The sequence below is a fragment of the Massilia pseudoviolaceinigra genome, assembly GCF_030846505.1.
Lineage (GTDB): Bacteria > Pseudomonadota > Gammaproteobacteria > Burkholderiales > Burkholderiaceae_D > Telluria_A > Telluria_A violaceinigra.
This window is the reverse complement of sequence record NZ_JAVCWL010000031.1, coordinates 84,051-96,781: the sequence shown is the minus strand read 5'-3', so window position 1 is coordinate 96,781 and position 12,731 is coordinate 84,051. Positions and strand designations below refer to the sequence as shown.

Below are 12,731 nucleotides of genomic sequence, written 5' to 3'. Positions count from 1 at the left end.
CTGACTAGCAATTAATTACAGTCTTGCAAAAATAGTCTAGCTACACACCGGAGCTGGAGCGTCGGGAATCTGGTCAATCAGGGGCTGGATACAGAGCGATGACGTTGCGCTGGGTGAGGATGTATCCGAGCTGGGCCGGTTGCTTGTTCAAAACAATTTCAAATCAGAGCTCTGACCCCGGTTGTAGGAGGTGAGAGCTTGATCCAGTGGATTTTCTGACCTCTGGCAGGCAATTGTTTCGAATCAGAGCTCTGACCCCGGTTGGGTAATTGTGAGTGGCGGTTAGCCTTGGGCGATGCGGCCGGCGATGTGGGCCAGCGCTTCGTCGACCTGGTCGATCAGGATCAGGCACAGGTCGCCTTCGCCGAGACGCGCCAGCGCCGTGTCGATCGCAATGAACTCGCCGTTGATTTCGTCCACGTGCGTGGTGCGCACGGCGCCCGTCAGGCCCTGGCGCAGCAGCGCGACGACTTCGCCGTCGGCCCGCCCGCGCTGGCACTGGTCCTGGTACAGCAGCACCTCGTCGAACGCGGCGCCCAGAATCTCGGTCTGCTGGCGGATGTCTTCGTCGCGCCGGTCGCCCGCGCCGCTGATCACCACCGAACGCCGCTTGGCCGGCATGCTTTCCACGGCACCCACCAGCGCCAGGATGGCGTCCGGATTATGGCCGTAGTCGGCAATCACGGTCGCGCCGCGGTAGCTGAAGACGTTGAAGCGCCCCGGCGCGTTGTCGCTCTCGTTGGCGAACGATGTGAGCCCGGCGCGGATGTCCTCCCACGCCGTGCCGACCGCCCACGCGGCCGCCACCGAGGCCATGACGTTATCGACCTGGAAGCCGATGCTGCCGCCGCGCGTGATCGGCACCTCGGCCAGCGCGATGCGGTGCTCAAGCTTGCCTTGCGCGGCAACTAGCATGCCGCCGTCCACGTAGACCACGCGCTGACCCTGGGCGCGGTGGGTCGACATGACCGGATGCCCGGCGTCGGCCGTGAAGAAGGTGACGCTGCCGCGGCAGTTGCTGGCCATGCCAACCACCACCGGGTCGTTGGCGTTCAACACCGCCACGCCGCTGTCGGCGACGTTCTGCACGATCACGCGCTTGAGTACCGCCAGGTCTTCGACCGTGGTGATGTAGTTCAGGCCCAGGTGGTCGCCCGCGCCGATGTTGGTGACCACGGCCACCTGGCAGCGGTCGAACGCGAGTCCTTCGCGCAGCATGCCGCCACGCGCGGTTTCGAACACGGCGGCGTCGACGTCGGGATGGAGCAGCACGTTGCGCGCGCTGCGCGGGCCGCTGCAGTCGCCGCTGTCGATGCGCCGGCCTTCGATGTAGACGCCATCGGTGTTGGTCATGCCGGTGCGCAGGCCGCCGGCGGTGAGCAGGTGGGCGATCAGGCGCACCGTGGTGGTCTTGCCGTTGGTGCCGGTGACGGCCACCACGGGAATGCGGCCATCGTCGCCGTCGGCGAACAGGGAGGAGATGATTGCTTCACCCACCGCACGGCCCTTGCCGAACGAGGGCGAGAGGTGCATGCGCAAGCCCGGGGCGGCGTTGACTTCGACGATGCCGCCGTTCTGCTCTTCGATCGGTTTGAGCACGCTGTCGCACACCAGGTCGACGCCGCAGATGTCCAGTCCCACCATGTGGGCGGCGGCAATCGCGCGCGCGGCCACTTCGGGATGGACGTCGTCGGTAACGTCGCTGGCCGCGCCCCCGGTCGAGAGGTTGGCGTTATTGCGCAGGATGACGCGCTGCCCCTTGGGCGCGACCGATTCGGCCACCAGCCCTTGCTTGGCCAGGCTGGCCAGCGCAATGTCGTCGAAGCGGATCTTGGTCAGCGAGGTGGAATGCCCATTGCCGCGGCGCGGGTCGAGGTTGACCTGGTCGACCAGTTCGCGCACGGTGTGCTTGCCGTCGCCAACGACGATGGGCGGGTCGCGCCGTGCGGCGGCGATCAGTTTGTTGCCGATGACGAGCAGGCGGAAGTCGTGGCCGGGCAGGTAGCGCTCGACCAGGATATCGTCGCGAAATTCAGCGGCGGCGTGGTAGCCGGCCACCAGCTGCTCGCGCGTGGTGACGTTGACCGTCACGCCCTTGCCCTGATTGCCGTCCTTCGGTTTGATCACGACCGGCAGGCCGATTTCCAGCGCGGCGGCCCAGGCGTCGTCCGGGTCGGCGGCGACGCGGCCGAGCGGCACCGGCACGCCGGCCGCGTGCAGCAGTTTCTTGGTCAGTTCCTTGTCTTGCGCAATCGATTCGGCAATCGCGCCGGTGCTGTCGATTTCAGCGGCCTGGATCTTGCGCTGGCGGCTGCCCCAGCCGAACATGACCAGGCTGCCGTCGGTCAGGCGCCGGAACGGGATGTTGCGCGCCACGGCGGCTTGCACGATGGCGCCGGTGCTCGGGCCCAGGCGCACGTCTTCATCGAGGTCGCGCAGTTGCGCGAGGGCGGCGCCCAGGTCGAACGGGGTATCGTCGGCAGCGGCGGCGCACAGTTGCGCGGCCAGGTCCATGGCCAGGCGCCCGACCGCTTCTTCGGAGTACTCGACCACGACCTGGTAGATGCCCTTTTCGGGCGTGGCGGTGGTGCGGCTGAAGGTGACCGGGCAGCCGGCTTGCGCCTGCAACGACAGCGCCGCCAGTTCCAGCACCTGGGCCATGGCGATGGGGTCGTAGTGGCCGAGCGTTTGCAGGGAGCTCATTTGCGGGAACAGCGCGCGCAGGCGCTTTTCGAAGCCGGGCAGGGCGTCGATATCCTGTTCGGCGCTGGTGCAGGCAACGATCGCTTCGATCGAAGTGTGGTGGCTCCAGAGGTTGGGACCACGCAGGGCCCGTACGCGAGATACTTCCATAAACCGTTTCATCCTAAGTGTTGCGCTGGTGCGTCGCTGCGCCCTTGGGCGTTGACACTGCCGGCAGCCCGGCCGTTTCCGGCCGGGCGCTGTTTTGTTAAAGTTTGGCTTTTTTGGCTGTGGTATTCGCAGCCGTGTCGAAGGTGCGCAGGCCGGCGCCGATCAGGGCCGCCGGTACGTCCAGCGCCCATGCCGCCGCCACCGCCGCCAGTACCGTTTCGGGATACCTGGCGGTGCCCGGCTTGAGCGTGGACATCTGGAACAGCACCGTTTCCTGCGCGCCGTCGCCAAGCACCACGTCCTGGCCGCGCATGAAGACCGCGCGTTCGCCGGCGGCGCGGTGCGCCACGATCACGGGCAGTTCGGGGTCGAGCGCGTAGAAGATCACGCGCCCGTCGCACAGCTCGGCCAGCGCCGCGACACGTTCATCGGCGCCGTTGAGCACCGCCGCGCCGTGAGGCAGGATCACGTCGACCTGGGTGCGCATCACGTTGGCCATGCTGTCGGCATCCATGATGTGGAAGTCGGTCAGCGCTTCGTGGCCATCCATGTCGGTCACCACGCCCACCGTGCATTTGTCGTAGGCCAGGCCTTCGGACAAGATCGTGCGTGCGTTGCTTTCAAAAACAGCCGCTTCGACGGTGCGGTTGATCAGCAGGCGCTGGCCGGCCTCGAACGTCATGGCGCTCTCGCCGGTGACCTGGCGCTGGTCGAGGAACAGGCCCTGGCCGCTGGCCACGCCCGTATGCTTGCCGGTCAGGTGCACCAGGCAGCCGATCAGGCGCGCAATCAGGCTGGTGCCCCTGGTGCCGGTCACGCCGACCACCGGAATGCGGCCGCTGTCGCCAGCGGCGAACAGGTGCTCGATGATGGCCGTGCCGACCGGGCGTGCTTCGCCCTGGCCGGGTTTGAGGTGGGCCAGCAGGCCGGGACTGGCGTTCACTTCGATGATGGCGCCGCGCTGGGTGTCGAGCGGACGGGTGATGTCTTCGGCCACCAGGTCGATCCCGGCGATGTCCAGGCCGACGATGCGCGCGGCCAGCGCGGCGGCGTGGGCGATCGACGGGTGGACCTGGTCGGTGACGTCGATGGCGACGTTGCCGTTCGGCTGGATCAGCACTTTCTGGCCCGCCAGCGGGACCGAGTGCGCGCTCAATCCCTGGCGTTCGAGTTCGAGAATGATTTCGGCGGAGACGTCCGGCGCGACCAGGTTGAGCGGCGAATCTTCGCCAACGCCGCGGCGCGGGTCGGTGTTGATCTGGCCGTTGACCAGGGCGATGATGTCGCCCACGCCATCGCCGGTGACCCACAGCGATTCGCCCTTGGCGGCAGCGACCATGCGCGTGCCGACCACCAGCAGGCGGTGTTCGTCGCCGGGGATGAAGCGCTCGACGATCACGCTGGCGCTCTCGCCCTTGCGCGCGGCCAGGTGGTAGGCTTTTTCAACGTCGGCCTGGGTCATCAGGTTGAGCGAGACGCCGCGCCCGTGGTTGCCGTCGTAGGGCTTGACGACCACCGGCAGGCCGATGTCCTGCGCTTCTTCCCAGGCTTGCTCGGCACTGCGTACCAGGCTGCCCTCGGGCACCGGCACGCCGCACGATTTGAGCAACGTCTTGGTCAGGTCCTTGTCGCTGGCGATGCTTTCGGCAATCGCGCTGGTGCGGTCGGTTTCGGCGGTCCAGATGCGGCGCTGGGCGGCGCCGTGGCCGAGCTGCACCAGGTTGCCGTTGGTGAGGCGGATGAACGGGATCTTGCGCTCGGTGGCCGCTTCGACAATGTGGGCCGTGCTCGGGCCGAGGCACTGGCGGTCGACGATGTCCTTGAGCGCGGCGACGGCGGCGTCCAGGTCGAACGCGGTATCGTCGATGGCGGCCATCAGCAGGGCGCGCCCGGTGTCGAGCGCGGCCAGGCCAACTTCTTCCTGGCGCGTGCGGAAGGCCATCTTGTAGAGCCCCAGCTGGCCGGTGGAGCGCGTCTTGCCGAAGCCGGTGCGCATGCCGGCCAGGTTTTGCAGTTCGAGAACGACATGTTCGAGGATGTGGCCGGACCAGGTGCCTTCGCGCAGGCGCTCCAGGAAGCCGCCGCGCTCGCCCACGCCGCAGCGGTGTTCGATCAGGCCGGGCAGCCAGGCGGTCAGGCGTTCGTACAGTCCGGGCAGCAGGTTCGAGGGAAAATCTTCGAGTGCGCCGATATCCAGCCACGCCTCGATGACCGGGCGATAGGTCCAGATGTTGGGTCCGCGCAGGTGGCTCACCCGCAGAACGCTGATTTCTTTCTTCTTTGTCATGTCGTTATTTCTTGATAACAGGCCTGGCGTCGTTCACGCCCCAAGACCTCGTAAGGCTTTTCAAAGCGCATCATGTTGTATACTTGCTAGAGACGAAGCTTACCGTGCTGAACCGATTTCTGCCAGTCTGGATTCCCGATCGCGTCGCGCGGGCATGCCCTGCGGCATGCTGGTACGGCATCCCCGGGAGCCCCTGCCGACGGCGCCCACGTTGAACAATTACCGCCCGTAAATTCGTGGCCCAGAGCCGGAACCGCACTACGATGACTATAGATCCATCTGTTTCTCCTATGACGACGCCCACCGGGCCGCTTTCCCTGCCTGAACACTGGCAGGCTGACGTCGCTAAAAAACTTGCACCAGGGGAAAACGTTTTAAGTGGGGTCGAGGTTGACCTCGACGCCAAATTGCGCTTCAAAAAAGGCTTGGTGCTGGTCACCAGCCGCCGCCTGCTGGCGCGCGCGCCGGGCGAAACCGAGTGGCGCGAGTGGGGATTCCGTCCCGGATTGTCGCTCACGCACCACGATCATGCCGGTGTCGGCCATCTTCAATTGTTCGACGAGCAAGGTTTGCTCAGCTCCTGGCGCTTCACGCTGGGGCAGAACCTGCACGCGATCCGCGTGCTCGACCATTTCAGCGAGCAGCGCGACAGTTTTGTCAGCGGCTTGCCGGTGCAACTGGCCGAGCAGAACGTGTGCCCGAGCTGCAAGGCGCCGCTTGAACCGGGGCAGGACGAGTGTCCGATCTGCACCAAGGTGCTGTACACGCCGCCGTCGACCTGGACCCTGTTCCGCCTGTGGCGCTTCGCCAAGCCGTACAGCGGGCAGCTGGGGCTGGGTTTCTTCCTGATGCTGGCCAGCACCGCGGCGCATATGATACCGCCGTATCTGACCATGCCGTTGATGGACAACGTGCTGATCCCGTTCCAGAACGGGCAGCCGGTGGACCAGAACCTGGTGTGGCTGTACATGGCCGGTCTGTTCGGTTCGGCGGTGCTGGCGTGGCTGCTGGGCTGGGGCAAGACCTATGTGCTGGCGCTGGTGTCGGAACGGATGGGCGCCGACCTGCGCTCGGCCACCTATGAACATTTGATGAAGCTCTCGCTGGAGTATTTCGGCGGCAAGCGCACGGGCGACCTGATGTCGCGCATTGGCAGCGGCAGCGACCGCATCTGCGTGTTTTTATCCCTGCACCTGCTCGACTTCGCGTCCGACGTGCTGATGATTATCATGACCGGCGTGATCCTGTGCTCGATCAATCCGATGCTGGCCGTGATTACGCTGGTGCCGCTGCCGTTTATCGCATGGATGATCCATATCGTGCGCGACCGCCTGCGCACCGGCTTCGAGAAAATCGACCGCGTATGGGGCGAGGTAACCAATGTACTGGCCGATACCATTCCCGGCGTGCGCGTGGTGAAAGCCTTTGCCCAGGAACAGCGCGAAGCGACCCGTTTCCGCGATGCGAATAAACACAACCTGGCCGTCAACGATAAACTCAACCGGGTCTGGTCGCTGTTTTCGCCGACCGTCTCGTTCCTGACCGAACTCGGTTTGCTGGTGGTGTGGGTATTCGGCATCTGGCTGGTGTCGAACAAAAATATCACGGTCGGCGTGCTGACCTTGTTCATTACCTACAGCAGCCGGTTTTACGGCCGTCTCGATTCGATGAGCCGCATCGTGTCGGTCACCCAGAAATCGGCTTCGGCCGCCAAGCGGATTTTCGATATCCTGGACCATGTATCGAGCGTTCCGGAACCGGCCAATCCCGTCAAGCTCGACAAGATCGAAGGGCGCATCGATTTGCGTGAAGTGGGTTTCCGTTACGGCAACCGCGCGGTCAACCGCGGTATTTCCCTCAATATCAAGGCGGGCGAATTCGTCGGCCTGGTGGGGCATAGCGGATCGGGCAAGAGTACCCTGGTCAATCTGATCTGCCGCTTTTACGATGTGTCGGAAGGGGCGATTCTGCTCGATGGCGTCGATATCCGCTCGTTCGCGGTGTCCGATTACCGGCAAAATATCGGGCTGGTGCTGCAGGAGCCGTTCCTGTTCTTCGGTACCATCGCCGAAAATATTGCGTACGGCAAGCCGCACGCCACGCGCGAGGAAATCATCGCCTCGGCGCGCGCGGCGCACGCCCACGAGTTCATCCTGCGCCTGCCGCAGGGCTACGATTCGATGGTGGGCGAGCGCGGGCAGGGTTTGTCGGGCGGCGAGCGCCAGCGCATTTCGATCGCGCGCGCGCTGCTGATCGATCCGCGCATCCTGATCATGGACGAGGCGACCTCGTCGGTCGATTCGGAAACCGAAAAGGAAATCCAGAAAGCGCTCGATAACCTGGTGCAGGGCCGCACCACGATCGCCATCGCGCACCGCCTGTCGACCTTGCACCGGGCCGACCGCCTGGTGGTGCTGGACCGCGGCGTGGTGATGGAAGAGGGTAGCCACGACGAACTGATGGCGCGCGAAGGCGCCTATTTCCGGCTGTACGAAGCGCAGGCGCGCAACGTCGATACGGATATGGACGACAAGGACGGGGATTAAGACATGGCAAGCGCAGCAAGCTCGGTATTTACATTAAGCCGCGACAGTTTCGGCAAGCTGACACTGACGGCGGAAGACGGCGAAGTCCATTATGGCGTCTCGCCGGTGCGGGCGTTCCCGATCCAGGCGCCGGACCAGGGTATTTCGATGGTGCTGACCAATGGCAAGGAAGTCGGCTGGATCGACAATCTGGGGGCACTGCCAGCGGCAATCCGTGAATTGGTGCAAGATGAGCTCGATGGGCGCGAATTCATGCCGGTGATTCACCATATTGTCAGTGTCAGCAGTTTTGCCACACCATGCACATGGGAAGTGAAGACCGACCGGGGCGATACCGCGTTTACGCTCAAGGGCGAAGAGGATATTCGCCGGATCGGCGATGCGTCGCTGCTGGTGGCCGATAACCACGGCATCCAGTTCCTGATCCGCGATATGTTCACCATCGACAAGCACAGCCGGAAGATTCTCGACCGGTTTTTATGATGGCGTTTTGACGGAGATTGCATGCATTATTTGTTATGTTACGACCTGGCCCCGGATTATCTCGAACGTCGCGGCCAGTACCGCAATGAGCACCTGAAACTGGCATGGGAAGCGCAGGAGCGCGGTGAACTGATCATGGGCGGGGCGTTTTCCGATCCGGCCGATATGTCGGTACTGATGTTCCAGAGCGATTCGCCGGTGGTGGTGGAGCAGTTTGCCAAAGCCGATCCGTATCTGCTTCATGGCGTGGTGACCGGATATAAAGTCAGACAGTGGAACACGGTGGTCGGCAAGGATGCCTTTACACCGCTGCGGCCAGAGTAGTCCCCATCGTTCCCGCGAAGGCGGGAAGTCGGTTCCGGCAATGCCGGAGACGACGGGGTGCTTGTCGTTCGCCGTTCAACTCAACCTGTCAAGCCATGCGCGCCTTCTCCGCCTCCGTCCTCCTCTTCCTCGCCGTCTTCCACTCCTCCGTCCTCGCCGCCGACCCTCCCCAGCGCCCCAAAATCGGCCTGGTGCTCTCCGGCGGCGGCGCGCGCGGCGTGGCCCACATCGGCGTGCTCAAAGTCCTGGAAGACATGCGTATCCCGGTCGATTACGTGGTCGGCACCAGCATGGGTTCGATCGTCGCCGGCGCCTACGCGATGGGCAACCGTCCGGACGACCTGGAAAAACGCATCGCCGGCGTCGAATGGAACAAGGTCCTTACCGACAGTCCGCCGCGCCTGGAACGCTCAACCTACGCCAAGGCGACCGAGCGCAAGAACATCGTCAGCGGCGAGATCGGCTTTTCCGACGCCGAAATGCGCCTGCCACGCGGCCTGAATTACGGCCAGCAGATCGAATTCTTCTTTCATACCCTGGCCGCCAACACCGGCGACGTCGCGCATTTCGACGAACTCGATATTCCATTTCGCGCCGTGGCCACCGACATCGAAAACGGCAAGATGGTGGTGCTCGAACGCGGCGGCATTGCGCGCGCGATGCGGGCCAGCATGTCGGTGCCTGGCGTGTTTGCCCCGGTCGAGATTGACGACCGCGCGCTGCTCGACGGCGGTCTGGTGCGCAACCTGCCGGTCGATGTGGTGCGCGGCATGGGTGCCGATATCGTCATCGCCGTCAATCTGGGCACGCCCTTGCTCAAGCGCGACCAGATCGTCTCGGCCTTCGGCGTGGGCCAGCAAATGCTCAACATCCTCACCGAGCAGAATGTCGAGGCGTCGCTGCGCGAACTGACGCCGCGCGACGTCTTGATCCTGCCGCAGCTGGGCGACTTCAGCGCGGCCGATTTTGAAAACTCCGCCAAGACCATCGACATGGGCGCCGCCGCCGCGCGCGTGGCGGCGGAGCGCCTGGCGCCGCTGGCCCTGTCGGAAGCCGACTTCCAGGCGCACCTGGCTGCGCGCGCGGCGCGCCATCCGGCCGTGGTCAAGGTCAATTCGGTGCGCATCGATACCAGACAGCTGAAACATGTCAGCGAACGGTTCATCAACCGCAAATTCTCGATCAAGCCGGGCCAGCAATTCAGTACCGCGGAACTGCACGCCAACATGAACAGCCTGTATTCGACGGGCGACTTTGAAAACGTCATGCACCGTTTCGAGCATGGTCCGGACGGGCGCACCCTGGTGATTGAACCGGTCGAAAAACAATGGGGCCCGAATTATCTGCAGGCCGGCGTGAGATTATCGACCGACCTGGCCGGCGAAAGCGACTTTACGATCCTGCTGGCGCATCGCGGCAAATGGCTGACGCGCTCCGGGCTCGAATGGCGCAATACCGTGTCGCTGGGCCAGTTCAATTCCTTCACCTCGCAGCTATATCAGCCGCTCGGAGGCGAAAGCCGCTGGTACATTGCGCCGACAGTGCGTTTTTCGCAGAACAAGGATAACCTGATCATCAACGACAAGGCGGTGGCGACCTACAGCGCCAAGCATGCGTCCGTCGGGATCGATCTGGTCAATCACGTCGATGACGACAGCACCTTCAAAGTGGGCCTGGAACGCGGCACCGAGCGCTCCGATCCCAGCATCGGCGTATCGCAATTGACCAGCGAGAGAAACCAGATCGGCGTCATCAAACTCGAATACGTGCAAGACCGGCTCGACGATTGGGTGTTTCCATCGTCGGGAAATTTCACCTTTGTGAATGCCCGTATCGCCCCGACCTCGGTGCGCAGCACGCTCGCCTACAAGCGCCTCGACATGGGCCACGAAAGGGCGTGGAACAGTGGCGCGCACCGTTTCAGCGTGGCGGGTCGCGCGGGCAAACTGTGGGGCGACGATTTACCGTTGATGGAATTGTTTTCGCTGGGCGGATTCCTGAACCTGTCAGGTTACCAGGCGCGCCAGTTCCTAGGGGGCGATTATCTGTTCGGGCGCGGTGTGTACACGCTCAAGACGACCTTGCTGGGCACCCGCAACGTGTATCTGGGCGCCTCGGTCGAAATAGGCAAGATGACCCGGCGCTTGAATGGCGACCCGATGGAACGGGTCCAGTTTGCCAATTCCGTGTTCGGTGCGGTGAATACGGCCCTGGGGCCGTTCACCGTGGCGGTGGGAATTGGGGAACGCGGCAACCAGACGTTTTATTTGTTCTTCGGCAAGCCATGAACGCGATGCGTGTCGAGTCCGACGAGGTTTCACTCCTCGGTGCTCGACACGCGACTGGCCACCTCTTTCAACTCGCCGGCGTGTGCTACAACGGTTCCAGGGCGAAGTACGCTTCAATCCCCGACGGCTCCTCGGTCGGTGCCTTGCGGGGAATCACGCAATTGAAGTAGGTACGATACCCGGCACCACCACCGTTCACCCCCACCGAATTAAGACTCTGTGGTCCCCCACGGCCCGAGCTCTCGATGCGAGGAGCAGAGTACGGGCGCGCAGCTGAGCTTCGGCTGGTCAGGGTACAGTGGACGTTGGAAGCCGCGCTGTAGTCAAAGACTCGTACACCTGCCTTTTCCAGTCCGCGGATGCCGTCCGTGATCACGGGACAATTCACCCTCAGCTCACTCGTGGTGGACGCATTCTGGATCATGCCGTCGATATAAACCGGAGTGCCGCTAACCGCGACACAGTGCGCGCCGCTATAGAAATTGGCGGCGGATGCCGAAGCAGGCAACATCACGGCGCAACAGGTAATTCCGAGCTGAACAGCCAGAGGCCGCAGCAGTTTGGTGGGACGCAGGTTCTTCATAATCAGCTCCTTCCGGTTCGGGTTTCCGTTCAATTGATGTAAATAGTTTATTTTTCATCAGGAACCCGCCTTGGACATCGAACAAGGTTCGACTTGATCGCACCGTAGCCCGCCATGGAACCGAGGGCAGGCAACGATGAAATCATCGTTGCGGACACCCCTGCGTCGAGCGCTTCCATCCAGCAACCCGTTCTATTTTTTGGAATGATTACTATGAAAGACTCTCTTTCCTGCGAGAGAGCCTCTGCTTGCTGCCGGCTGGTCAGCGGCGCAGACGCGCTTCCCCGAAAACGTACGGCAGCAGGCGCGCGATATTGCGGGCGTCGTCGATGCCGCGATGGTGCGCGCCGGCGAAGGTCATGCCGGCCATCCGGATGGCTTCGCCCAGCCCCGGTTTTTTGGACAGCTTCTGGCGTTGCGCCATCAGGCGCTTGACGTTCATGTGCGATGCGCTGATCGGATAGGGCACGTTGTGGAATGCGCAGTCCTGGCGCAGCTGTTTCAAGTCATAGTCGCCCCAGGAAAAGAACAGGAAATCGCTGTATTGATACAGCCAGGTTTTGAAATGATCGATCGCTTCCTCGAACAGCGGCGCGCTGTCGACGTCTTTTTGCTCAATCGAGGTGAGCGTGGTGCAGAACGGCGTGAGCACCGGGTGCCGCACCGGGAGGATGAAACTCTGGAACTCGTCGACCACGGCGAGGCTGGCGCCGTCGACCATCACGGCGCCAATTTCAATGATTTCCATATGGTCGCGCGCCACCGTGCCCTTGTCGCAGCAGGTGGCTTCAAAATCGATAACGAGCTAGCGGTCGGCTTGCATGTCAGTGAATTTCCCATGTGTGTTCAGGGCGCTACTATAATCAATGAATGAAAGCACACGAAATTTCACTGATGTTGGCCGATATTGCGATGGTCGAGCAGATCGAGTACGCCGTGCTCGAATGCGAGGAAGACCTGAGCGAGGAAGAAATCGGCGTGCGTTATTGGCGTATTGGCGATATTCTGCTGGCCAACGCGCGTATCCACGATCTGGATGAAGATATGATGAATCTTCTGTGCTTGTCGCGCTGCGTCGCATGCGAATTGCTGTGCGAGCCCATGCGCACGAGGCATTTTCATGGGAAATGCTGGGAGTTCAAGCCTCCCTATACCAGGCATCATGGCGACAATGACGGCAGCAGTGACATCCGGCCGGTTGAAACGCAGAAGATCGGTTTGGTGATGAACCTGCTTCATTTCCTTCACTATGACCCGGTGTTCGTACCCGGCGTCAAAGTCCTGCAAGCCTATCACCTGCGGCATGATTTGTGGACCGGGGCCGATATGATCTGCCGCGAATGATGGGAGCCGTAGCCCCATCCTGC

The 12,731-nt window shown here is 62.8% G+C and carries 9 protein-coding genes; 5 read left to right on the top strand and 4 right to left on the bottom strand.

Features of this window, described 5'->3' with window-relative positions; genetic code table 11:
* Nucleotides 1-282: 282 nt before the first annotated feature.
* Both cphA and RBA40_RS25645 read right to left on the bottom strand, forming a co-directional pair.
* A complete protein-coding gene (cphA, locus tag RBA40_RS25650; protein WP_306651026.1) occupies nt 283-2,853 on the bottom strand; it encodes a cyanophycin synthetase in 2,571 nt (856 codons plus the stop codon).
* 97 nt (nt 2,854-2,950) lie between these two features.
* Nucleotides 2,951-5,140, bottom strand: coding sequence for a cyanophycin synthetase (locus tag RBA40_RS25645; RefSeq protein WP_306651025.1), 2,190 nt, complete (start codon nt 5,138-5,140; stop codon nt 2,951-2,953).
* Nucleotides 5,141-5,430: 290 nt separating this feature from the next.
* On the opposite strand from RBA40_RS25645, the gene RBA40_RS25640 reads away from it, so the two are divergent.
* From RBA40_RS25640 to RBA40_RS25625, 4 genes are all read left to right on the top strand, one after another.
* Nucleotides 5,431-7,686: a cyanophycin metabolism-associated ABC transporter gene (locus RBA40_RS25640; RefSeq protein WP_306651023.1), complete on the top strand. Its 2,256-nt coding sequence runs from the start codon at nt 5,431-5,433 to the stop codon at nt 7,684-7,686.
* Nucleotides 7,687-7,689: 3 nt separating this feature from the next.
* Nucleotides 7,690-8,169: a cyanophycin metabolism-associated DUF1854 family protein gene (locus RBA40_RS25635; RefSeq protein WP_099875995.1), complete on the top strand. Its 480-nt coding sequence runs from the start codon at nt 7,690-7,692 to the stop codon at nt 8,167-8,169.
* 21 nt (nt 8,170-8,190) lie between these two features.
* Nucleotides 8,191-8,493 carry a YciI-like protein gene (locus RBA40_RS25630; RefSeq protein ID WP_306651021.1) on the top strand — a complete coding sequence of 101 codons (303 nt, stop codon included), beginning with the start codon at nt 8,191-8,193 and terminating at the stop codon, nt 8,491-8,493.
* A 95-nt stretch (nt 8,494-8,588) separates the two neighbouring features.
* Nucleotides 8,589-10,781, top strand: coding sequence for a patatin-like phospholipase family protein (locus RBA40_RS25625; protein ID WP_306651019.1), 2,193 nt, complete (start codon nt 8,589-8,591; stop codon nt 10,779-10,781).
* Nucleotides 10,782-10,866: 85 nt separating this feature from the next.
* Here the strand turns inward: RBA40_RS25625 and RBA40_RS25620 are convergent, their stop codons facing one another.
* Together RBA40_RS25620 and RBA40_RS25615 are read right to left on the bottom strand one after the other, a co-directional pair.
* A complete protein-coding gene (locus RBA40_RS25620; protein WP_306651018.1) occupies nt 10,867-11,364 on the bottom strand; it encodes a hypothetical protein in 498 nt (165 codons plus the stop codon).
* Between the two features lie 262 nt (nt 11,365-11,626).
* Nucleotides 11,627-12,163, bottom strand: a complete 537-nt coding sequence (locus RBA40_RS25615) for a 3'-5' exonuclease (RefSeq protein ID WP_306651034.1) — start codon at nt 12,161-12,163, stop codon at nt 11,627-11,629.
* A gap of 71 nt (nt 12,164-12,234) precedes the next feature.
* Here RBA40_RS25615 and RBA40_RS25610 point away from each other — a divergent pair, with 71 nt between their 5' ends.
* Complete coding sequence (locus RBA40_RS25610) at nt 12,235-12,708, top strand: hypothetical protein (protein WP_306651016.1); 474 nt, start codon at nt 12,235-12,237, stop codon at nt 12,706-12,708.
* Nucleotides 12,709-12,731: the final 23 nt, after the last annotated feature.